We start from the raw sequence: 22,481 nt of genomic DNA, 5'->3' as shown, positions 1-22,481 counted from the left end.
CGATCTCGCCGATGCCGCTGGCGCGCGTCATACCAACCCTCCGTCGTCCGCCGCGCCAGAGGACTGGTGCGGGATGAGCGGAGTCGCGTTGCCCGTGGCCGGGTTCGCGCTCTCCTCGCTCTCCGCCTCGGCCGCCGCCTCACGGGAGGCGACGACCTGCCGGACGGCGTCCAGTACGCCCTGGTAGCCCGAGCAGCGGCACAGGTTGCCGCAGAGCGCCTGCCGGGTCTCCAACTCGGTCGGCCGGTGGTTGCCCGCGAGCAGGTCGTGCATGGTCATCGCGAGTCCCGGTGCGCAGAAACCGCACTGCACCGCGCCGCAGTCGACCAGCGCCTGCTGTACGTCGGACAACTGGCCGTCCCGGGCCAGGCCCTCGACGGTGCGGACGTCGCACCCGGCGGCGGTCGCCGCGGGCATCAGGCAGGAGGCCACCAGCCGCCCGTCGACCTGCACCGAGCACGCGCCGCACTCCCCCTGCTCGCATCCGTCCTTGGCACCCGCGAGCCCGAGGCGTTCGCGCAGGACGTAGAGGAGGGACTCACCGAGCCAGGCATCGGTGACCGGCCGATCGGAGCCGTTGACCCGCAGCACGTAGGAGGCGACGGGGTGTTCGCTGTGCGGGTCGGGCTCGGCCGCGGGCTCCGACGGCTCGGGCGCGGCGGAGGCATCGGCCGGTACGTCGGCGGGGCCTTCGGCACGGATTTCGGCGAGGGCGTCAACTGACGCCTGCGCAGCGGCCGCCATCGCCGCGGGCTCCGGGTCGTCAGGCGCGTGGGCCGTCCACTCACCCAACGGGACATGTCCGGCCTCGCGCGGTGTGGCCACCATCTGCCCCACCGAGTACTCGCCGGACTCGTCGCCGGACTCGTCCGGCGCGAACGGGATCGACCACTGCTGTGTGGCGCCCGGGTCGGCCGTGCCGGGCGCGGCTTCCGGGACGGACGGCGCCGGCCAGCCACCGGGCCCGGCGGGCTCGCCCCAACCGGCTGCCGCCGCGTCCTGCGGCGGTACGTACCCGTGCCCGGGAGCCGCCAGCGGTTCCGTACCGGACGGCACCGCCAAGTCCTGGAACTGCGCGGCGAACGAGACGTGCATGGTCGCGTCGGCGTCGTAGTCGCCGCCCGGCGTGAGCGGCTGCCACACTCCGGCGCCCGGCGCGAAGCCGTACTCGGATCCGGCACCGTGCTCGGGTCCGGCGCCGTGCTCCGGCTGTCCGTTCATGCCTGCGTCCGTCGTCCCGTCGTCGCTCACGAAAGTGCCCTCCCCAATGCACGGCGGGCCAGTGCGGCCACCGTACGCCGCAGGTGCGCCACCGCGGGCGGTAGCGCGCCACCGGCCGGGCCTGTCGGATCCACCGGATTGACCGGGTCGTCGACGGGGTCCGGGATACATGCCATGGCCACATATTCGCCGAACGCCGTGCAGACCTGCGGGTCCAGGGTCCGCGCGCCGTCCCAGTCGATCAGTCCGGCCACCCACCGCTCAGCTTCCAACGGACGCAACGGCATTGGCGCCACCGCACCGACCGCGCACCGCACCCCGCGCCGCGCCGGGTCGAGCACCAGGGCGACGGAGGCCGTGGCACGGCCCGGACCGGTACGCGCGGTCGCCTTCAGGAAGACCTGCGGGGCGTGCAGCAGCGGAGCCCGCACGAACGCCAGGAGTTCACCGGGGCGCAGCGGGTCCATCCCGGTCAGCAGATGACTGACCGGGACCTCACGGCTGCCGTCCGGCCCGGCCAGGATGACGTTCGCCTCCAGTGCGGCGAGCACCGGCAGCGCGTCACCGGTCGGCGCGGCGGAGGCGATGTTGCCGCCCAGGGTCCCGGCGTTGCGGATCTGCGGGGGACCGGCGGCGCGCGCGGCGGCGGCGAGAGCGGGAATGAGCGCGGCGAAGTCCGGCCGCCCCATACGCGCATGGGTGAGCCCGGCGCCGAGCAGCGCATGCCCGTCCGCGTACTGCCAGCCGCGGATCTCACTGATCCGGCCGAGGCCGACCAGTCCGGCGGGGCGCAGCAGCCCCGAGTTGACGGCCGCCATCAGATCGGTGCCGCCGGCGACCGGCACGGCTGTGGGCATGGCGGCGAGCGCCGCCACCGCCTCGTCCAGCGAGGCGGGCAGGGTCACCGTGCTTCCCGTCTGCCGTGCGTACGTGCTCACGGAGCTGTCCCTTCCACGGCGCTCACAGCCCATCCGGCCTTGTCACGGCCCATACCGGCCTGTCGCCGTACGGTACGTGCCGACAGCCCGGTCACGGCAACTCTGGCACATGTTCCGGGCCGATCAACCCGAGGGTCCATGAAGGGCGGTTCTGTCCCCGTGAGGACCGATGGTCCCGATGACTATCACCTCTCCCCTACTTGGGCATTAGCGCGGTTCGGGCGCGTTGTACGGTTTCTCCTGCCGCCCAACCGTGCCAGCACGGCCCGCACGACGGCGAGACGATGCACCTCGGCTCACACGATTGGGGGCGCCCCTTCGATCGGGCGTCCGATGACCCCGGGGCGCCGCTGCCAGGGGTACGGCCCGGCCGGTGGCCGGTATTCGACCCCCAGTGCGTCAAGTCGCGCGTAGTGCCCGGCCATTCGGGCCGCGAAGTCCGGGTAATCGCGCAGTTCGGGAGCGGGCAGCCGGGACCAGGCCACCTCGGCGAAGGCCGCGAGCCGCGGAAAGACCAGATAGTCGACGGCACGCACCGAATCGAGGGTCTCCGTCCAGATGTTCGCCTGGGTACCGATGACATGCCGTGCCTGCTCGTCGTCGAGTTGCGGCGGCACGGGCTCGAACCGGTAGACGTCCTCCAGGGTTCGTACGTACCCGATGGGCACCGGCTCGTCGGCGCCGTCGTGCTGCCGGTGGTCGAGGTAGACCTGCTGCTCGGGGCACATCACGACGTCATGTCCGGCCTGCGCGGCGGCGATCCCACCCGAGTAGCCGCGCCAGGAGGAGACGGCCGCGCCCGGCGCCAGGCCCCCTTCGAGGATCTCGTCCCACCCGATGAGGCGGCGGCCGCGGTCGGTCAGCCAACGGTCGAAATGCCGGATGAACCAGCTCTGCAGCGCGTCCTCGTCCGCCAGACCGAGCTCCTTGATCCTGGCCTGCGCGGTCTGCGACCGCCGCCACTGCTCCTTGGGACACTCGTCCCCGCCGATGTGCACGAAGGTGGCGGGAAAGAGCGCCAGGACCTCGGTCAGCACGTCCTCGTAGAACCGCAGGGTGGTGTCAGTGGGCGACAGTACATTGGGATTGACGCCCCAACTGGTCAGCACGGGAAGGGTGGTGGTGTCGATGACGTCCCGGTTGCCGAGCTCCGGATACGCGGCGATGGCGGCCTGCGAGTGCCCGGGGATGTCGATTTCGGGAACGACGCTGATATGCCGCTCCGCGGCGTACGCGACGATCTCGCGAATGTCGTCCTGCGTGTAGTAACCACCATGTGGCCGCTCGTCCCACAACGGCGACTCCCGCAGCCCCACCTTGGTCCGGGTGCGCCATGCACCGACCTCGGTCAGCCGCGGATAGCGCTTGATCTCGATCCGCCATCCCTGGTCGTCGGTCAAGTGCAGGTGCAGCACGTTCAGTTTGTGCGCCGCGAGCAGATCGATGTAGCGGAAGACCACGTCCTTGGGCATGAAGTGCCGCGCGACATCGAGCAGAAAGCCTCGCCACCGGAAGCGGGGCGCGTCCTCGACCGCGACACAGGGCACCCGCAGGGTCGCGGCCCCGACGGGCGCCCGCCGGAAGGCCTGCGGCCCCAGGAGTTGGCGCAGGGTCTGGGCTCCCCAGAACACCCCAGCCGGGTCGCCGCCGGTGATGTCGAGCGCCGGTGAACTCACCGTCAGCCGGTAACTCTCGGCGGCCAGCCCGCTGTCGGTACGCAGCCGGATGACGTGCCCGTCACTACCGGGGGCGAGGGCCAGCCCGGTCGCCGCCCCCACGGCGGACCGCAGCCAGCGCGCGACGCCCTCGGTGCCGGGGGCCGCGTCGATCACGGTCGAGTCGTCGAGCGGGAAGGAGGCGCTGTCGGACGCTTCGTGGAGGTGGGTGGGGGCGGGGATGAGATCCATGGACGACAAGTCTGGACGAGGCCCGCGGCGAGCAGAAGCGGGCCATCTCATCACCCGGCCACGAAGTCCAGCGGTTCGCGTGCCGTGTCACCCGCGCGGGCGGTCCGTCGCACACGGCGGCGGCCCGATGGAGGAAGATCGCCACATCGACCTCTTCCGCCTCCGCAACGACACGTGCTCCCGCTGCTTCGCCACGGGAGTGCGCCTCGTCATGACCGGCCCGATCGCCCATTCCCCGGGCGAGCAAGCGCCGATCCTGCACTGCGAGTTGTGCCACGCGATCTCCGAAGCCGCACGGCACGCGCAGTCCCAACTCCGCGATCCGATGCTCGAATGGAGCCCGTGATGCCGTTCCCGCCACACGATGACGCAGCGGTGATACACGACGCCGCCCCGGCGGGCGGGGCGGCGGGCGTGCGTAGGGGGTGCCGGAGGCCGAAGGGCTACTTCTTGCCGCCCTTGTCGTTGTCTCCGCCGCCGATCTCCATCGACTCGAAGATCTCCTTGCACATGGGGCAGACCGGGTACTTCTTGGGGTCGCGGCCGGGGACCCAGACCTTGCCGCAGAGCGCGACCACCGGCGATCCGGAGAGCGCGCTCTCCATGATCTTGTCCTTCTGTACGTAGTGGGCGAAGCGCTCGTGGTCGCCGTCGCCGTGCGACACCTGCGGTGTCGGCTCGACAAGGGTTCCGGTACCCGCCCCGCGCTCGGGCTCAAGAGTGCTCATGTCGAACTAGCCTAATTGACGGACACGCCCACTGGCCTAATTGAGAGAGGGATCGTCGGGATACGTGGCCACCATCGCCAGTTCGTTGCGCTGTCGGCGCAGCACAGAGCGCCACAATCGTTCCGGATCGGGGGACGAGACATCTCCCGGCTCCGACTCGACCACATACCAGGCGCCCTCCACCAGCTCGTCCTCCAGCTGGCCCGGCCCCCAGCCGGAGTACCCGGCGAAGATCCGCAGCGAGCCAAGCTCGGCGGCGAGCAGTTCCGGTGGGGCCTCCAGGTCGACCAGGCCGATCGCGCCGTGCACCCGCCGCCAGCCCAGCGGCTCGCCCTCCTCGCCCTCCCGGGCCTCACCGGGCACCACGGCCAGCCCGAGCGCCGAATCCAGCGAGACCGGACCGCCCTGGAAGACCACCTGCGGAGCGCCCGCCAGCTGTGCCCACGCCTCCAGCACGTCGCCGACGCCCACCGGGGTCGGCCGGTTGAGGACAACGCCCAGCGTCCCCTCCTCGTCGTGGTCGAGGAGGAGGACCACCGCCCGGTCGAAGTTCGGGTCCGCGAGGGCCGGTGTCGCCACGAGCAGCCGACCGGTGAGCGAGGACACCTCCGTCATGACCAACATGATCCCGCATCCAGGCCCGCTGCGGGCAGTTCTCATGGGGCTCATTCGGGGGCGGAGGCGGCCGGTCGTGCGATGCTCCGCACTGCGACGCGCCCGCACCGGGCCCCCGGTTGCCGGGACATGTCACCAGGGCGTGCCGGGTGGCCGATTCCGGTTCGTCCCCCGCCAGCTGCGTGACATCGTGATGGGCAATGTGCTGCACCTACGTGACAAGGGACTCAAGCCGTGCACGGGCTTGACAGGGGTGGTCTCTGAGCGCATTACCATTTCTTCCGGTGCCGCGCCCCGACTACCGGTCGGGAGTTGCTGCGAGTAGGGCGCGGACCGTCGTACGTGCGGACCTCCCGTACGTACGGAGGCGTACTGCCTCTCCCCGTCCTGCCACGTCTCCAGGAACGCGAGCCCCATGACCGACGACATCCTGCTTGTCCACGGCGGTACCCCGCTTGAGGGCGAGATCCGTGTGCGCGGTGCGAAGAACCTCGTACCCAAGGCCATGGTGGCCGCCCTGCTCGGCAGCGGGCCGAGCCGCCTGCGCAACGTTCCGGACATTCGGGACGTACGTGTGGTGCGGGGGCTGCTCCAGTTGCACGGCGTCACCGTCGGCCCCGGTGAGGGGCCCGGCGAGCTGGTGCTCGACCCCTCGCACGTGGAGAGCGCGAACGTCGCGGACATCGACGCGCACGCGGGCTCCTCGCGCATCCCGATCCTGTTCTGCGGGCCGCTGCTGCACCGCCTGGGCCACGCCTTCATCCCCGGCCTGGGTGGCTGTGACATCGGCGGCCGTCCGATCGACTTCCACTTCGAGGTACTGCGGCAGTTCGGCGCGACCCTCGACAAGCGGCCCGAGGGGCTGTACCTGGAGGCGCCGCACCGGCTGCGCGGCACCAAGATCCAGCTGCCGTACCCGTCGGTCGGCGCGACCGAGCAGGTGCTGCTCACCGCGGTGCTCGCGGAGGGCGTGACCGAGCTGTCGAACGCGGCCGTCGAGCCGGAGATCGAGGACCTCATCTGCGTACTGCAGAAGATGGGCGCGATCATCTCCATGGACACCGACCGGACGATCCGGATCACCGGTGTCGACACGCTCGGCGGCTACAACCACCGCGCGCTGCCGGACCGCCTGGAGACCGCGTCCTGGGCCAGCGCGGCGCTGGCGACCAAGGGCAACGTGTACGTACGCGGCGCCAGCCAGCGCGAGATGATGACGTTCCTCAACGTGTACCGCAAGGTCGGCGGCGCGTTCGAGATCGACGACGAGGGCATCCGCTTCTGGCACCCGGGCGGCGCGCTGAACGCCATCGCCCTGGAGACCGACGTGCACCCCGGCTTCCAGACCGACTGGCAGCAGCCCCTGGTGGTGGCGCTGACCCAGGCGTCGGGACTGTCGATCGTGCACGAGACGGTGTACGAGTCGCGGCTGGGCTTCACCAGCGCGCTGAACCAGATGGGCGCGCACATCCAGCTCTACCGCGAGTGCCTCGGCGGTACGCCGTGCCGGTTCGGCCAGCGCAACTTCCTGCACTCGGCGGTCGTCTCCGGCCCGACGAAGCTGCAGGGCGCCGATCTGGTCATCCCGGATCTGCGCGGTGGCTTCTCCTACCTCATCGCCGCGCTGGCGGCGGAGGGGACGTCTCGGGTGCACGGGATCGATCTGATCAACCGGGGCTACGAGAACTTCATGGAGAAGCTGCGGGCGCTGGGCGCGCATGTGGAGCTTCCCACTGGCGTGGCCGTCTGAGTCGGCGCCTCCGGCTACGGCTGGGACGGCGGCTGCGGCTGGGAACGGTCTCGTGCCGGGTGCGGCTTCGTCGCGCCCGCGGCGGGCTGTTCCCCCGCCCACCCTTTTCCCGGGGGCGTGCCCCCGGGAAAGATCGTGCACGCGTAAGGGCGGCCACCCCAGGGTGGCCGCCCTCGTGCGTGGGTGACGGGCATCCCGTCCCATCACCGGGACAAGTGCTTACTTGCCCTTCGCGGCTTCCTTGAGCTTGGAGCCCGCCGCGACCTTCACGGTGTACCCAGCCGGGATCTCGATGGGGTCGCCGGTCTGCGGGTTGCGGGCGGTGCGAGCGGCACGGTGGGTGCGCTCGAAGGTCAGGAAGCCAGGGATGGTGACCTTCTCGTCGCCCTTGGCGACGACCTCTCCGACGGTCTCGGCGAGGGCGGCCAGGACGGCGTCGGCGTCCTTGCGGGTCACCTCGGCACGGTCAGCCAGAGCGGCCACCAGCTCACTGCGGTTCATAATTCGTACTCCCGTGTTTTTCTTGCCATTAAGGCGTGAGTTTGAAGCCGATGCTGCCAGGCCCCTCGGACACTCAGTGGTCCGGGGCTGCCGCAAGAACCTCTCGCCCGGGTACGCATCCTGCCCGTACCAGCGGCGGGAAAGCCAATCCGGCGCCCGCGAGAGTCACACGAAAAGCGCCACCGTGGCGGCTTGGTGACGCTCCGTCCGCTCCTGACAGCGCAGCGCAGGGTTTGTCCGGCCGCGGCTGCGGCAACCTTATGGGCTCCGCAGCCACGACCGGCAGCGACGCGCTGGCTCGTAGCGCCTCACGTGCGGCGCGGAACGCCTACTGGACGTCGTTCGGCATCGAGTGCGGGGCGGCGACGCCCTGAGCCTTGGCGGCCTCCCGGACGGCCTCGGCGACTGCGCTGGCGACCTTGTCGTTGAAGACGCTGGGGATGATGTAGTTGGCGTTGATCTCGTCGTCCGCGACGACCTCGGCCAGTGCGCGGGCGGCCGCCAGCATCATCTCGGTGTTCACCGTGCGCGACTGCGCGTCCAGCAGACCGCGGAAGACGCCGGGGAAGACCAGGACGTTGTTGATCTGGTTGGGGAAGTCGCTGCGGCCGGTGGCGACCACGGCGGCGGTCTCACGGGCGACCGCCGGGTCGACCTCGGGGTCGGGGTTGGCGAGCGCGAAGACGATCGCGCCGTCGGACATGCCGGCGACGTCGGTGCCGTCCAGCACGTTGGGGGCGGAGACGCCGATGAACACGTCGGCGCCGCGGACGGCCTCCTTGAGCGTGCCGGTCACGTTCTCCGGGTTGGTGTTGTCGGCGATCCAGCGCAGCGGCGACTCGGGGTCGGCGTCCACCAGGTCGCTGCGGTCGCTGTGGACGACGCCGTGGATGTCGGCGACGACGGCGTGCTGGACGCCCGCCGCGATCAGCAGCTTGAGGATCGCGGTACCGGCCGCACCCGCACCGGACATGACGACCCGTACATCGGCGATCTTCTTGCCGACCACCCGCAGCGCGTTGGTCAGGGCGGCGAGCACGACGATCGCGGTGCCGTGCTGGTCGTCGTGGAAGACCGGGATGTCGAGCGCCTCGCGCAGCCGTGCCTCGATCTCGAAGCAGCGGGGCGCTGAGATGTCCTCCAGGTTGATGCCCGCGAAGCCGGGGGCGATCGCCTTGACGATCTCGACGATGGCGTCGCTGTCCTGGGTGTCGAGGCAGATCGGCCAGGCGTCGATGCCCGCGAAGCGCTTGAAGAGGGCCGCCTTGCCCTCCATGACCGGCAGTGCGGCCTTGGGGCCGATGTTGCCCAGGCCGAGCACGGCGGAGCCGTCGGTGACCACGGCGACGCTGTTGCGCTTGATGGTCAACCGGCGTGCGTCGTCAGGGTTGTTGGCGATCGCCATGCAGACCCGGGCGACACCCGGCGTGTAGACCATCGACAGGTCGTCGCGGTTGCGGATGGGGTGCTTGGACGCCATCTCGATCTTGCCGCCGAGGTGCATCAGGAAGGTGCGGTCGGAGACCTTGCCGATGACCAGGCCCTCGATGCCCCGCAGCTTCTCGACGATCTCGTCCGCGTGCGACGTCGAGGTGGCCGCGATGGTCACGTCGATACGGAGTTTCTCGTGTCCGGAAGCGGTGACGTCGAGGCCGGTCACGGACCCGCCGGACGACTCCACCGCGGTGGTGAGCTGACTGACCGCGGTCCCGCTCGCCGGGACCTCCAGTCGGACCGTGATCGAGTAAGAGACGCTCGGCGCCGTTGCCATGCCGACTTTCCTCCGCTAAGTCCGTGTCGTGTCCATGGGTCGGGCACGAGACACTCGATGGTCGCACCTACTGACGGGTAGGCGGTAACCAGCCTCGGATCACGGAAAGGTAATTCCGTGATGCGGTAGGCCAGGGTTAGATTATCGGCCAACCAGGGCCGGGCCGCAGACCGGTCCCTAGGCCGTCCGGGCCGCTCGAACGGACAATTCCCGCAACAGGAATGGGCAACCGGCAACGTTTGTTAGTCTGGGTACGGCACCGGCTCGATCCAAGCCCCCGGGCCCAACCATTGTCGCTACGAGCGACCTCTTGCCGCGAGGCGAGCATGGCGGGTCGGTGTCACAGGCTTCACACGAAGGGCCCCCTCCGCGGAGGGGGCCCTTCGTCGTACCCGCGCTCAGTCCCGCAGCAGATCCGGCACACCCGCCGCGTCGGGCTGGTCCCGCTCCCCCGCGATCACCGTCAACTGCTGGGTCGCCCGGGTCAGCGCCACGTACAGCACCCGCAGCCCGGCCGGGGACTCGTCGGCGATCTCGGCGGGCGAGACCACCACCGTGGCGTCGTACTCCAGGCCCTTGGCCTCCAGGCTGCCGAGCGGCACCACGCGGTCACCGAGCCCGGCCAGCCACTGCCGGGCCTCGTCCCTGCGGCCCATCGCCACGACCACGCCGACCGTACCCTCGACCTCGGCCAGCAGCCGCTGCGCCGCCGCCCGCACGGTCGCCCCCAACTTCCGGTCGGCGATGGTGAATCGCGGCACCACGCCGGTCGAGCGCACCGCGGTCGGAGACTGGGCGCCCGGCATCGCCAACCGCAGCACCTTGGCCGCCAGCTCCGCGATCTCGGCCGGATTGCGGTAGTTGACGGTCAGCGTGAAGCGGCGCCGGACCCGCGCGCCCAGCGCCTCGTCACGGGCGCGGGCCGCTTCGTCCGGGTCGCTCCACGAGCTCTGCGCCGGGTCACCGACCACCGTCCAGGTGGCACTCGTACCGCGGCGCGCGACCATCCGCCACTGCATCGGCGTCAGGTCCTGCGCCTCGTCGACGATGACATGCGCGTACTCGGTACGTTCCTGCTCACGGCGCTCGGCGCGGCTGCGGCGGGAGGAGTAGGACCGCTCGGCGTAGGTGGTGACCTCGTCCAGGCCCGTCAGCTCGTCCAGCGGGTCCGCCTCGCGCGGCCTCGACGGACGCGGCGGGGCACCCAGCAGCACGCGCAACTCGTCCAGCAGCGCCACGTCGTGCACGCTCAGCGGCCCCTGGCCCTGGTTGTCGAGGCGGCCCAGCGACCGCGCCAACTGCCGGATCTCACGCGGGTTCAGCGTCCGGCGCGCCCACCGGGCCAGCCGTCGCTCGTCCGCCATGGCAGCCAGGACCCGGCGCGGGGTGAGCACCGGCCACCACGCCTCCAGGAAGGCGATGAAGTCGTCCTCGGTCGAGACGTCCTCGTCGAACCCCTCGCGCGCCTCGGCGATCAGCTCCGGGTCCACCAGATGCGTACCGCGCCCGGACTTCGCCCACAGTGCGTCCAGGACGAGTCGGCGGGCACGCGGACGCATGAGGTTCAACGGCGCGGTACCGCCGAGGACGCTGCGCCGGATGTCGGCGAGTTCCCGCTCGTCCAGCTCAAGCCTGCGGCCGAACACCACCACGCGCAGCGACCTGGGCACCTCACCGCCGAGGTCCAGTGTGCCGCGGGAGGCCCTGCGCAGTACCTGGAGCATCCGCGACGAGCCCTTGACCCGGGCCACCGCGGGAGTGTCGAAGGCGTCCGCCTCGGCTCCCTCGACCAGCGAGCCGACCGCGCGGATCGCGACCTGGCCCTCCTCGCCGAGGGACGGCAGCACGCCCTCGGTGTACGAGACGAGCAGCGGCGTCGGGCTGACCACCAGGATGCCGCCGGAGTACCGGCGCCGGTCCTGGTAGAGCAGGTACGCGGCCCGGTGCAGCGCCACCGCGGTCTTACCGGTGCCCGGGCCGCCGGTGACCTCGGTGACGCCCGGGGCGGGCGCGCGGATCACCAGGTCCTGCTCGGCCTGGATGCTCGCCACGATGTCGCGCATCGTGTGGCTGCGGGCCCGCCCGAGGGCCGCCATCAGCGCGCCGTCGCCGACGATGGCCAGTTCCTCGCCGGCGAGGCTGGTCGCCAGCTCCGGGCGCATCAGGTCGTCCTCGACGCCGAGCACCCGACGGCCCTTGCTGCGGATCACCCGGCGGCGCACCACCCGGCCGGGGTCCTTGGGGGTGGAGCGGTAGAAGGGCGCGGCGGCGGGCGCCCGCCAGTCGATGACCAGGGGCGAGTAGTCGGCGTCCAGCACCCCTATACGGCCGATGTGCAGGGTCTCCGCGATGTCGGCCGTGTTGTCGGGGCGCACGGCGTCCTCGGCGACCTCGGTCGCGGTGAACGCGCCGTCGGGGCCGCGCTTGCCGTCCTTGCCGCGCAGCAGGTCGATCCGGCCGAACAGGAAGTCCTCGAACTCGGAATTGAGCCGATTGAGGTGGACACCCGCCTGGAAGACCTGCGCGTCGCGCTCCGCGAGCGCGCCCGGTGTGCCGACCTGGCCGCGCTTCTCGGCGTCGTCCACGAGGAACTCGGCCTCGTGGATCTTCTCCTCCAGGCGGTGGTAGACGCGGTCGAGATGGCGCTGCTCAGCGGCCAGCTCGCGGTCGACGACTGCGAGCTGGGTCGCCTCCTGCGCGATGTGGCCTGCGTCCACGGCCACGTCCTGCGCGTCCTGCGCGCTCACGCACGGACCCCCTTCTTGCCTTACTCACTTCCACTCCGCGCAGGAGCGGTGTCACTGCGTGGGAGCCACTCCTAGAGGAGCAGCCTGCCACCGTATATGAATACGGGCGTTTTCTCACGGGTGAGGTCGCGCGTGAGCTGTGCGTTCGGGGTTCCGGGTTCGCGGGAATTCCCTGCCCGCCCGTTGCCGGTATTCGCGCCCGGCGCGCGGCTCGGCTGCTCTGGGGCCGGGGGCGCGCCGCGCGCTGCCGTCGGGCGGGCAGGGAAACTCCCGCGACGCCGACGCGGAGCGTCAGGGAAGGTCCGCGAAAAGCTCCACGGCGTTACCGTCCGGATCGTGGACAACGGCGTACCGCTGGCCCCAGAAGGCGTCCCAGGGCTCCTTGTGGCCCTCGTACCCGGCACCGGTCAGCTCCGCGTACACCGAGTCCACCTCGGCGGGACCGACGCAGGCGAAGGCCAGTCCGATGCGGTGGCCGCCCTCGGGCGGCGCCCACTCCGGGTCGAAGGAGCGGATGGTCGCGGCGGAGTCCCAGGCGAGCCGCAGCCCACCGGGCAGCGCGACCTCGACATGCGGTTGGGTGTCGGCCTCCGCGGGCAGGTCGAGGCCCAGCCGCCGGTAGAAGGCGAGAGAGACGGCCATGTCGGTGACGACGAGGCCGATGAGGTTGAGGCGCGGTGTGGCCCGTGCGGGCTCAGCGGTGGTCATACCGGCACGCTAGACACACGGGACACCACTGGTCCAGGACGGATCGGCGATGCCGTCGGCCGCGAACTCGCACTGTTCGCACGGCACTTGGATGCGGGGAAGCGGGCTTCCGGCCCACCCCCGCCCGGACGCCCCCGCAACCCGCGGCGAAGCCGCACAGAAACGACGAAGGCGACATGGCCCGCGCTTTCCGTGGGCACACGTCGCCTGTCGCCTTCGTGGAGATGGCGGGAATCGAACCCGCGTCCTACGGTGCGGAACCAGGGCTTCTCCGAGCGCAGTCTGCTGTGCTTTTCTCGGCCCCGGCAGTCACGCAGACAAGCTGCCGACGGGCTCAGCCACTGTTTGGTTTCCCGCTAGGCCCCGTGGCCGGGCCTAGTGGTTGAGTTCCCTAGCTGATGCCAGGATCCGGGTCGGGAACAGCCCCGGGCTGACACTTCGCAAAGTCGCTGTCTGTTAGATCAGGCAGCGAGGGCGAAGGAATCGCGCTTGGTGTTGGCGATTATTTTTTTGCGACACATGGTTTACGAGATCATTGCCGCGTTCCTCGGCTCGCTTCCCCTGCCTCGACAACCGCAGTCGAAACCGATCATCCCCATTGTTTTGTTCTCAAGGTGCTGGCATCAGCATACTGGATCAATGGATGCCGGTGCCAGCGTATTCCCGGACCGTACGGCCGCCGGCAGTCAGCTCCGCTGGCGGCGGCGCGCCGCCGAGATCGCCCGATCCGCCTCGCGCCGGTCCTGCTTCTCGCGCAGGGTCTGCCGCTTGTCGTAGTCCTTCTTGCCCTTGGCAAGCGCGATCTCGACCTTGGCCCGGCCGTCCTTGAAGTACAGCTGCAGCGGGACCAGCGTGTGACCGGTCTCCTGCGTCTTGCCGATCAGCTTGTCGATCTCCGCCCGGTGCAGCAGCAGCTTGCGCTTGCGCCGCGCGGAGTGGTTGGTCCAGGTCCCCTGGCTGTACTCGGGGATGTGCACGTTGTGCAGCCACGCCTCGCCACCGTCGAGCTGAGCGAAGCCGTCCACCAGCGAAGCGCGCCCCTGGCGCAGCGACTTGACCTCGGTGCCGGTCAGCACCAGGCCCGCCTCGTAGGTGTCCAGGATGTGGTAGTCGTGCCGCGCCTTCTTGTTCTGCGCGATCAGCTTGCGACCCGTCTCTTTAGCCATAGCCTGGCCATTCTCCCACTACGACCGGGTCCCAAGGCCACTGAATACCTTCCTCGCCTCGGCCTCGGCGCTCTGTCGGCCGCGGACGGTCAGATCGGGGGCGATGCCCTGCCCGTCGACCTCGCGCCCGGTCGGCGTGCGGTAGTGGCCGACGGTCAGTTCGGCGACCGAGCCGTCGGGCAGCGTGCTGGGCATCTGCACGGAGCCCTTGCCGAACGTACGCCAGCCGACGACCACCGCCCGCCCGCGGTCCTGCAGCGCACCGGTGAGCAGTTCCGCGGCGCTCATCGTGCCGCCGTCCACCAGGACGACCAGCGGCGTCCTGGTGTCGCCGGTGCCCCGCGCGTACAGCGAGCGCTGCGCGCCGTGCACGTCGTAGGTGGCCACCAGGCCGCCGTCCAGGAAGGCGGAGGCCACATCGACGGCCTCGGTGACCAGGCCGCCCGAGTTGCCGCGCAGGTCCAGCAGGACGCCCTGGCGGTGGTCGCCGTGCGCGAGGGCGGTACGCACCTGGTCGGCGACGCCGTGCACGAAGGAGTCGACGCCGATCTCGGTGACCTCGGGCCAGGGCTGGGTCACGGTGACCGGCTCGGTGGTCAGCATCGCGCGGCGCACGGTGATCGCCCAGTCGTGGCCGTCCCGCTGCAGGGCGAGCCGGACGGCGCTGCCGGGGCGCGGGGCGGGCGCGTCATCCGGGCCGCCGGGGTCAACACCGCGCAGCCGGGCGACCACTTCGGTCACCGGGCGGCCGGTGACGTCCCGGCCGTCGACGGCGCGCAGCCAGTCGCCGACGCGTAGCCCCGCGCGTTCGGCGGGGCTCGCGGACTGGACGCGGGAGACCGCTATGCGGCCGTCCGGGTCACGCCGTACCCACAGTCCGACGCCGACGTACCTGCCGTCCAGCTCCTGCCGGAAGCCCTCGTACTCCTGAGCGGTGAAGAACGACGACCAGCGGTCACCGCTGCGGCTGACGAGCTGCGCGGCGCCCTGCGGGCCGACCTTGCCGTCGTCGATGGCCTGGGCGATCTCGCTGGTGTCCAGGTGCGAGGCGGCCGCCGGGGCCTGTGCACGGTGGTGCCGCGGTATCGGGTGCGGTCCCGGCTGGCTGAAGGCCCCGGTGGCCGCGCCGGTGGCCAGCACGGCACCGAAGACAAGCGTCAGGGTCGCCCCGCGGCGGATCCGCTGGGGCCTCACGAACATCGTGGGGCCGGACATGCTCGGGAGTGTAGGGCAGGGCTGTACGCCCAGGCATGGAGAACACCGGGGCGTACGGAAGCCCGGCCGGAGGGCGGCCCGTACACGCCCGTCACACCTTCAGGTACTTGCGGAGAGTGAAGAAAGCGGCAAGGGACGGCATCATAACGCCCACCACCAGCACCAACGGCAGCACCCTGATCACATCGCCCCAGCCGAGGAACTGGATCAGCTGGATCTTGGCCTGCAGCTTCAGTCCGCCGTCGATCAGGAAGTACCGCCCGGCCAGCAGCATGCCGCAGGCGAGTCCGCCGCCGATCAGCCCGGCCAGCGCCGCCTCCATGATGAACGGCATCTGGATGTAGAAGCTGGACGCGCCGACCAGTCGCATGATGCCGGTCTCCCGGCGGCGGCTGAACGCCGAGACGCGCACCGTGTTGACGATCAGCAGCATGGCGACCGTGAGCATGAACGCCAGTACCGCAAGGGCGACATACGTCATGCCGTTGAGCAGGCCGAACAGGTTGTCCAGCAACTTGCGCTGGTCCTGCACCGATTGCACGCCGGGACGGCCGTCGAAGGCGCTGGAGATCACGTTGTACTGCTGCGGGTTCTTGAGCTTGACCCGGAACGACCACTGCATCTGGTCCGGAGTCAGCAGATCGATGCCCGCCTGCCCGGAGAACTGCTGCTTGTAGTGCTGGTACGCCTCCTGCGGCGACTCCTTGAAGACCTTGTCGACCACCGGCAGCTTGTTCAGATCGGCCTCGATCTGGTTCATCTGGTCCGGAGTGACCGCGCCCTTCGAGCAGTTGGCGGTGTCCGTGCCGTCGGTCTTGTTGCACAGGAAGATCGACACCTGGACCTTGTCGTACCAGTAGCCCTTCATGTGGCTCACCTGCTCGCGGGCGAGCCAGGAACCGCCCGCGAGGGCGAGGGAGAGGGCGACGGAGACGATCACCGCGAAAGTCATGGTGAGGTTACGGCGAAGACCGACGCCGATCTCCGACAGGACGAACTGGGCGCGCATGGTGACCTTTCTGCTGGTGGCTGCGGCTGCGGCTGCTGGTGGGGCTAGTGCTGGTAGCCGTAGACACCGCGCGACTGGTCGCGGACCAGTCGCCCCTTCTCCAACTCGATGACGCGCTTGCGCATCTGGTCGACGATCTGCTGGTCGTGGGTGGCCATCACGACCGTGGTCCCGGTCCGGTTGATCCGGTCCAGGAGCTTCATGATGCCCACGGAGGTCTGCGGGTCGAGGTTGCCGGTCGGCTCGTCGGCGATCAGCAGCAGCGGCCGGTTGACGAACGCGCGGGCGATGGCCACCCGCTGCTGCTCACCACCGGAGAGCTCGCCGGGCATCCGGTCGTCCTTCCCGGCCAGGCCGACCAGGTCGAGGACCTCGGGAACGGTCTTGCGGATGGTGCCGCGCGGCTTGCCGATCACCTCCAGCGCGAACGCGACGTTCTGCGCGACGGTCTTGTTCGGCAGGAGTCGGAAGTCCTGGAAGATCGTGCCCACTTGGCGCCGCATGTGCGGCAGCTTCCAGTTGGACAACCGGTTCAGGTCCTTGCCGAGCACATGCACGGCTCCCGTGTCGGTGCGCTCCTCGCGGAGCATCAACCGCAGGAAGGTGGACTTCCCGGAACCGGAGGATCCCACCAGGAAGACGAACTCGCCCTTCTCGATCTCCAGCGACACTTCGCGAAGCGCGGGGCGGTTCTGCTTTGGGTAGGTCTTGCTCACATTGTCGAATCGGATCACAGCTGCACCAGGGTCGGCCTAGAGGGGACGGACAGCCGGTAGCGCGGCTCTCCCGGTGCGCCGACCATACGCGAAGCGCGCGCGACCGCGCAGGCGCCGTCCGTGGTTTGGGGGGTTCCTCACCAGCGATACGCGGACAAAGCGCACATCGGACGCACCCACTGGTGTGGACGGCCGTACGGGGCGCGCCGAATCGTGCGGGAACTGGCACAGTGGAGGGACAGCGGTGTATGAGGCGCCGGAGAACGACCGGGATGACCGCCCGGGAACCCGTCGACGCCGGATGGCGTTGAAAAGGGTGAGGAGGACATCGCATGACATGCGACCGACTGGTGTGCGCCAACTGCGCCGGACCTGTCTCGGAAGGCCGCTGCGCCGTATGCCGAGCCAACCGGGAGCGCCTGCACCAAGAGAGCCCGTTCGGCGCAGTGACCCCGGCCACACTGATGGCGCTGCTCATCGCGCTGATCGCGGTGGCGCTGGTGATACGCCAGGCCGCGTGACAGGCCGTACGACCGGCTGACGGGGCCACGAGACATACGAGGGGCCTGGGGCTACTTGGAACGTAGCCCCAGGCCCCTTACATATGGCTGAACGCCGGGTGTCGTCAGGCCGCCGTACGACGGTTGACCAAGCGCGGCATCAGCCGGAAGCCGATACCACCGGCGATCATCGTGGCGGCGCCGACCAGCAGGAACGCCGTGTCGGACGAACCGGTCTCAGCGAGCTGCTGCTTCGGCTTGCCCTGGGCGACCTGCTGGGTGTTGTTGTTGTCGGTGCCGGTGTTGTTGTTGCCACCGCCGCAGTTGACGCTGTCCTGGGACAGCGTGCAGGTGCCGCCGTTGTCACCGGAACCGGTGGAGCCGGTGCCGCTGCTCGTGCCCTGCGAGGTACCGGAGCTGGTCCCCTGCGAGGTACCCGAGGAGGTGCCCTGCGAGGTACCGGAGCTCGTCCCCTGGGACGTACCGGAGCTCGTGCCCTGCGAGGTACCCGAGGAGGTGCCCTGCGACGTACCCGAGGAGGTGCCCTGGGACGTGCCGGAGCTCGTGCCCTGCGAGGTGCCGGAGCTGGTCCCCTGTGAGGTACCCGAGGAGGTGCCCTGCGAGGTGCCGGAGCTCGTGCCCTGCGAGGTACCCGAGGAGGTGCCCTGCGACGTACCGGAGCTGGTGCCCTCGGAGGTGCCGGAGGAGGTGCCCTGGGACGTACCCGAGGAGGTGCCCTGGGACGTGCCGGAGTTGTCACCGCCGGTGGTCACACCCACCACCGTGCCGCCGCCCGTGGTGACACCCACCACGCTGCCGCTGTCGCCGCCGGACGTGGACGTGGTGCCGGACGAGTCGCCGCCCGACGTGGACGTGGTGCCGGAGTTGTCACCGCCCGTGGAGGACGTCGTACCGGAGTTGTCACCGCCCGAGGTGGAGGTACCGCTGGTGACACCCACGATCGAGTTGCCACCGGTGACACCGAGAACGGTGCCGTCCTGAGCGGACTTCGCGGTCTGCTGGGCCGCACTGTTGTCGACGCCCGGGCTCATGGCCTGAGCGGTACCCACGGCAGTCAGCGACGCACCGGCCGCGAACACCGCGCCGGCGGCTATGCGCGCCATGCGCACGCGAGTCTTACGATTGGTCATCTGCCAACTACCCCCAGTAGCTGCTGATCTCCGATGCGGAGAATGCGAAGAATGTGGTGCAGCTATGCCCGGGGTCGCGATTCCCCGGGGCGCGCGCGTCGCAGGACCACTGCTCGCCCGCCCCCGTCCGCTGGTACCCCGTCACACGCATGCCGCGCGCCAGCTTTCCCACATTTCACAGCAGCGTCAAGCGGATAGCGACGCCGAATGCCCGGATTGGCGTTGTTTGCTGGGCAGTTGGGTGTAAGGCTGTGATAAAAAACGCCAACTGGCTTACGCCGTGAGCTCCTTCTCCTGCTGCTTGCGCCAGCGGATACCGGCCTCCAGGAAGCCGTCGATCTCGCCGTCCAGCACCGCCTGGGGGTTGCCGACCTCCCACTCGGTACGCAGGTCCTTGACCATCTGGTACGGGTGCAGGACGTACGAACGCATCTGGTTGCCCCAGGAGTTGCCGCCGTCGCCCTTGAGCGCGTCCATCTTCGCCTGCTCCTCCTGGCGGCGCCGCTCAAGCAGCTTGGCCTGGAGGACGTTCATCGCCGAGGCACGGTTCTGGATCTGCGAGCGCTCGTTCTGGCAGGAGACCACGATGCCGGTCGGCAGGTGGGTGATGCGCACCGCGGAGTCGGTGGTGTTGACGCCCTGGCCGCCGGGGCCCGAGGAGCGGTAGACGTCCACCCGCAGCTCGGACTCGTCGATCTCCACGTGGTCGCTCTGCTCGACGACCGGCAGCACCTCGACGCCCGCGAAGGACGTCTGGCGGCGGCCCTGGTTGTCGAACGGCGAGATGCGCACCAGCCGGTGCGTGCCCTGCTCCACCGAGAGGGTGCCGTAGGCGTACGGGCTCTTGACCGCGAAGGTGGTCGACTTGATGCCGGCCTCTTCCGCGTACGAGGTGTCGAGCACCTCGGTGCTGTAGCCATGCCGCTCGGCCCAGCGCAGATACATCCGCTGCAGCTGCTCGGCGAAGTCGGCGGCGTCGACACCGCCGGCCTCGGCCCGGATGTTCACCAGCGCCTCCCGGGCGTCGTACTCGCCGGAGAGCAGCGTGCGGACCTCCATCTCGTCCACCGCCTTGCGGACCGAGGCCAGCTCGGCCTCTGCCTCGGCGCGGGTGTCCGCGTCGTTCTCGGCCTCGGCGAGCTCGAAGAGCACGCCGAGATCGTCGATCCGCCCGCGCAGCGCCTCGGTCTTGCGCAGCTCGCCCTGGAGGTAGGACAGCCGGCTGGTGATCTTCTGCGCGTTGTCGGGGTCGTCCCAGAGCGACGGCGCCGCGGCCTGCTCCTCAAGCTCGGCGATGTCAGCCCTCAACTTGTCGAGGTCCAGGACAGCCTCGATGGACTCCATGGTGGAGGAGAGGGACTTCAGCTCTTCGGATACGTCGACGATTGCCACGCCCCCAGCGTACCGGCTTGCAGATGGGTCGATTCTGCGGTTGCCGCACGCCGTGCTCCCGCCGCTGGTCCGCCCGCTGCCGACCGCCTACTGCTGGGCGGAGCCGACCGCCCGGGACAGGGCGCCGGCGCCGGTGCGGACCCACGCCTCCAGGCTGCGGCCGCTGGTCGTCACGCCCGCGCCCGAGCCGCTCGCGCCGGTGTCCTCGGCCAGGTCCGTCACCGTCCAGTCGGCGCCGTCCTGCGGGCTCACGGCCTGCGCGAGGCCGCCGCCGGAGGGCGCGAGGAGGTACTCGCGGCCCGCGGCGTAGACCGGTTCCGGGCGACCGGTGGCGTCGAGCCTGCCGACGACCTGGGTGGGCCTCCAGGCGCCGTGCGCGTACGGCAGGCGCAGCACGGCGCCGTCCGCCTTGCGGACGACGAAGGCGTCCAGGGTGCCGGTCGCGCGGGAGACCAGGCCCGGGGCGGCGGTGATACGGCCCGCGGTGGGGACGACCGCCCAGGCGTTCCAGCGGTCGCCGACCAGGGAGGCGGTGACCAGGTCGCCGCCGGTGCGGCCCACCAGGTCGATGCGGCCCGGCTCCGAGGAGGCGGCGGCCGGGGCCGCGTCGAACGTGGTGCGCTCGTCGACCATGTACCACTGGCTCCACACCCCGCCCGCGAGGGTCCTGCGGTACAGCAGGTGGTCGGTGCCGAGCGCGAACAGGTCGAGCTGGCCGGGGCGGGCGGAGACGACGGCGGGGTCGTCGGCGGCGTGTATGCCGCTGAGCCGCTGCCAGGCGCCGTACTGGCCGGTGGCCGCGTCGCGGGTGAGGTACCAGATGTTCTGGTCGGTGCCGCGTGCGAAGACGTACGTGATGCCGGAGAGCACGATCGCGCGCGGGCCGCCGACCAGCGACACCCCCGCCCGGGGCGCGTCCTGGAAGGCGGACCAGTGCGGCAGCGCGGCGGGAGCGCCGGTGTGGCCCTGCGGGGAGGCGGCGCCCGCCGTGGGGGCGGTCGGGGTGGTGCCGCGCGGGGTGCCGCCGGGGTGCTGGTCCTCGCGCGAGTTGGACTTCCCGTCGCCGCCCGAGGCGACCGCCCAGCCGCCGATGCCCGCCGCGACCACGGCGGCGGTCGCGGCGGCGGCGAGCTTGAGGCGCCGCCTGCGCAGCGCGTCGGGTACCGCCCGGTGCCGGTGCGGGACGCGGTGGCCGCCGGTGTCGCGGTGCGGATAGGCGGCCAGTTCCTCGGCGGTGGGGAGCTTGATGCTGGTGTGGGTGTCGCGGCTGGAGTCGGGCGTGGCCCCCCGTACCAGCGGCACGGCGCCGCGCCGGGCGCGCGGTGCGGCCTCCCGCGCCTCGGGCGGCACGCTCTGCGAGCGGTCCTCCGGATGCGTACGGTCCGGCTCGTCGGCGTCCGCCGCCTCCGAGGGCGCGGCCACCTCCAGCGGCGGCAGCCCGGCCAGCTCGGGCAGCAGGCCGCGCAACCGCTCGCCGAGTTCCTTGGCGGTCAGCCGGGAAGCGGGCGCCTTGGCGAGGCACTGCGCCAGGATCTGCCACAGGGCCTCGGGGGCACCGGGGATCGGACTGACGGTTTCGGTGACATGGCGGCGCAGTACGGCGCCGGGGTGGCCGCCGCCGAACGGGGTGAACCCCGCCAGGAGTTCGTAGAGCACGGTGGCGAGCGCGTAGATGTCGACGCTGGCGCGCGGCGGCAGCCCCTCGATGATCTCGGGAGCGAGGTAGTCGGGAGTGCCGATGATCCGGGTCGCGCGAGTGCGACGCGGGGAGTCCACCAGGCGGGCGATGCCGAAGTCGGTGAGCAGCGCGGGGGGCGCGCCGCCGGGCCCGGCCGGGGCGGCGGCGTCCAGGAGGACGTTCTCCGGCTTGACGTCGCGGTGCACGACACCCGCGGCGTGCGCGGCGGCGAGGCCGTCGGCGACGTCCGCGGCGATGGCGACCGCGGTCTCCGGCGCGAGGCGGCGCTCGCGCTCCAGCCGGGAGCGCAGATCGGAACCGCGGACCAGGTCCATGACGAGCGCGAGGTCCGAGCCGTCGACCACCAGGTCGCGGATGCCGACGATGCGCGGGTGGTCGAGGGACAGCAGCGCGGTGCGCTCCTGGACGAACCGGCCGACCAGGTCCTGGTCGGAGGCGAGGTCCTCGCGCAACAGCTTGATGGCGACCGGACCTTCGGGCCCCTCACCCAGCCATACCGTTCCGGCGGAACCCCGCCCGAGGACCTGCTGGGCGGTGTACCGGCTGCCGATCTTCCGTGCCAAGGCTGCTCCGACTCATCCGACGTCACCTGTCGCCATTCGACGGCCTGTTGGGCGGCGCGGGCGACAAGCGTTGCCGACAAAGCTACGCGGATGACGGCGCGTTGGGGGCATCGGCGGGTGGCGAGTGCGGCTTCTGCGGGGGAAATCACCCTCAGGAAGTCGACAAATCAACAGGCTCGGCGCC

At 70.7% G+C, this 22,481-nt stretch carries 19 protein-coding genes and 1 other RNA gene; 3 read left to right on the top strand and 17 right to left on the bottom strand.

All coding sequences use genetic code 11. The annotated features are described in order from the left end of the window. Nucleotides 1-27 precede the first annotated feature (27 nt). The 3 genes from P2L57_RS05875 to P2L57_RS05865 form a co-directional block, all read right to left on the bottom strand. Nucleotides 28-1,251 carry a 2Fe-2S iron-sulfur cluster-binding protein gene (locus P2L57_RS05875; RefSeq protein WP_275809376.1) on the bottom strand — a complete coding sequence of 408 codons (1,224 nt, stop codon included), beginning with the start codon at nucleotides 1,249-1,251 and terminating at the stop codon, nucleotides 28-30. Beyond that, complete coding sequence (locus P2L57_RS05870) at nucleotides 1,248-2,192, bottom strand: FAD binding domain-containing protein (protein ID WP_275809373.1); 945 nt, start codon at nucleotides 2,190-2,192, stop codon at nucleotides 1,248-1,250. The genes P2L57_RS05875 and P2L57_RS05870 overlap by 4 nt, the downstream gene beginning before the upstream one ends. 263 nt (nucleotides 2,193-2,455) lie before the next feature. Then, the gene (locus P2L57_RS05865; protein ID WP_275809370.1) at nucleotides 2,456-4,066 is read right to left on the bottom strand and encodes a beta-N-acetylhexosaminidase; all 1,611 of its coding nucleotides are present in this window, start codon (nucleotides 4,064-4,066) and stop codon (nucleotides 2,456-2,458) included. A gap of 127 nt (nucleotides 4,067-4,193) precedes the next feature. Between P2L57_RS05865 and P2L57_RS05860 the strand changes: the two genes are divergently transcribed. Then, nucleotides 4,194-4,412, top strand: coding sequence for a hypothetical protein (locus P2L57_RS05860; RefSeq protein ID WP_275809367.1), 219 nt, complete (start codon nucleotides 4,194-4,196; stop codon nucleotides 4,410-4,412). Nucleotides 4,413-4,509: 97 nt separating this feature from the next. Here P2L57_RS05860 and P2L57_RS05855 read toward each other — a convergent pair whose 3' ends face one another. Further along, nucleotides 4,510-4,794 carry a DUF3039 domain-containing protein gene (locus P2L57_RS05855; RefSeq protein ID WP_275809364.1) on the bottom strand — a complete coding sequence of 95 codons (285 nt, stop codon included), beginning with the start codon at nucleotides 4,792-4,794 and terminating at the stop codon, nucleotides 4,510-4,512. Between the two features lie 36 nt (nucleotides 4,795-4,830). Continuing rightward, on the bottom strand, nucleotides 4,831-5,409 hold the full coding sequence (locus tag P2L57_RS05850) for a YqgE/AlgH family protein (protein ID WP_275809361.1): 579 nt from the start codon (nucleotides 5,407-5,409) through the stop codon (nucleotides 4,831-4,833). A 415-nt stretch (nucleotides 5,410-5,824) separates the two neighbouring features. On the opposite strand from P2L57_RS05850, the gene murA reads away from it, so the two are divergent. Next, on the top strand, nucleotides 5,825-7,159 hold the full coding sequence (gene murA / locus P2L57_RS05845; protein ID WP_275809358.1) for a UDP-N-acetylglucosamine 1-carboxyvinyltransferase: 1,335 nt from the start codon (nucleotides 5,825-5,827) through the stop codon (nucleotides 7,157-7,159). Between the two features lie 219 nt (nucleotides 7,160-7,378). On the opposite strand, the gene P2L57_RS05840 is transcribed toward murA, so the two are convergent. The 9 genes from P2L57_RS05840 to ftsE form a co-directional block, all read right to left on the bottom strand. Further along, the gene (locus P2L57_RS05840; protein WP_275809355.1) at nucleotides 7,379-7,660 is read right to left on the bottom strand and encodes an HU family DNA-binding protein; all 282 of its coding nucleotides are present in this window, start codon (nucleotides 7,658-7,660) and stop codon (nucleotides 7,379-7,381) included. 328 nt (nucleotides 7,661-7,988) lie between these two features. Then, nucleotides 7,989-9,431: an NAD-dependent malic enzyme gene (locus tag P2L57_RS05835; RefSeq protein WP_275809352.1), complete on the bottom strand. Its 1,443-nt coding sequence runs from the start codon at nucleotides 9,429-9,431 to the stop codon at nucleotides 7,989-7,991. 398 nt (nucleotides 9,432-9,829) lie between these two features. Then, nucleotides 9,830-12,133, bottom strand: a complete 2,304-nt coding sequence (locus tag P2L57_RS05830; RefSeq protein WP_275810102.1) for a HelD family protein — start codon at nucleotides 12,131-12,133, stop codon at nucleotides 9,830-9,832. A 336-nt stretch (nucleotides 12,134-12,469) separates the two neighbouring features. Continuing rightward, nucleotides 12,470-12,886 carry a VOC family protein gene (locus P2L57_RS05825; protein ID WP_275809349.1) on the bottom strand — a complete coding sequence of 139 codons (417 nt, stop codon included), beginning with the start codon at nucleotides 12,884-12,886 and terminating at the stop codon, nucleotides 12,470-12,472. Nucleotides 12,887-13,102: 216 nt separating this feature from the next. Continuing rightward, nucleotides 13,103-13,483, bottom strand: a transfer-messenger RNA (tmRNA) gene (gene ssrA / locus P2L57_RS05820). Nucleotides 13,484-13,572: 89 nt separating this feature from the next. Continuing rightward, on the bottom strand, nucleotides 13,573-14,052 hold the full coding sequence (gene smpB / locus P2L57_RS05815; protein ID WP_275809346.1) for an SsrA-binding protein SmpB: 480 nt from the start codon (nucleotides 14,050-14,052) through the stop codon (nucleotides 13,573-13,575). Between the two features lie 18 nt (nucleotides 14,053-14,070). Further along, nucleotides 14,071-15,267 carry a S41 family peptidase gene (locus P2L57_RS05810; protein WP_275809344.1) on the bottom strand — a complete coding sequence of 399 codons (1,197 nt, stop codon included), beginning with the start codon at nucleotides 15,265-15,267 and terminating at the stop codon, nucleotides 14,071-14,073. Between the two features lie 91 nt (nucleotides 15,268-15,358). Next, nucleotides 15,359-16,276 carry a permease-like cell division protein FtsX gene (ftsX, locus tag P2L57_RS05805; protein ID WP_275809340.1) on the bottom strand — a complete coding sequence of 306 codons (918 nt, stop codon included), beginning with the start codon at nucleotides 16,274-16,276 and terminating at the stop codon, nucleotides 15,359-15,361. Between the two features lie 44 nt (nucleotides 16,277-16,320). After that, complete coding sequence (ftsE, locus tag P2L57_RS05800; protein ID WP_275809337.1) at nucleotides 16,321-17,010, bottom strand: cell division ATP-binding protein FtsE; 690 nt, start codon at nucleotides 17,008-17,010, stop codon at nucleotides 16,321-16,323. 314 nt (nucleotides 17,011-17,324) lie between these two features. Between ftsE and P2L57_RS05795 the strand changes: the two genes are divergently transcribed. Next, the gene (locus tag P2L57_RS05795; RefSeq protein WP_275809334.1) at nucleotides 17,325-17,513 is read left to right on the top strand and encodes a hypothetical protein; all 189 of its coding nucleotides are present in this window, start codon (nucleotides 17,325-17,327) and stop codon (nucleotides 17,511-17,513) included. A 104-nt stretch (nucleotides 17,514-17,617) separates the two neighbouring features. Here the strand turns inward: P2L57_RS05795 and P2L57_RS05790 are convergent, their stop codons facing one another. From P2L57_RS05790 to P2L57_RS40125, 3 genes are all read right to left on the bottom strand, one after another. After that, nucleotides 17,618-18,643: a hypothetical protein gene (locus P2L57_RS05790; protein WP_275809331.1), complete on the bottom strand. Its 1,026-nt coding sequence runs from the start codon at nucleotides 18,641-18,643 to the stop codon at nucleotides 17,618-17,620. 273 nt (nucleotides 18,644-18,916) lie between these two features. After that, complete coding sequence (gene prfB, locus P2L57_RS05785) at nucleotides 18,917-20,035, bottom strand: peptide chain release factor 2 (protein ID WP_275809328.1); 1,119 nt, start codon at nucleotides 20,033-20,035, stop codon at nucleotides 18,917-18,919. Between the two features lie 87 nt (nucleotides 20,036-20,122). Further along, on the bottom strand, nucleotides 20,123-22,297 hold the full coding sequence (locus P2L57_RS40125; protein WP_308292437.1) for a protein kinase domain-containing protein: 2,175 nt from the start codon (nucleotides 22,295-22,297) through the stop codon (nucleotides 20,123-20,125). Nucleotides 22,298-22,481: the final 184 nt, after the last annotated feature.

The organism is Streptantibioticus ferralitis (assembly GCF_029223525.1).
Classification (GTDB): Bacteria; Actinomycetota; Actinomycetes; order Streptomycetales; family Streptomycetaceae; genus Streptantibioticus_A; species Streptantibioticus_A ferralitis.
The sequence above is the reverse complement of the archived record's forward strand: the minus strand, read 5'-3'. Positions and strand labels throughout refer to the sequence as shown.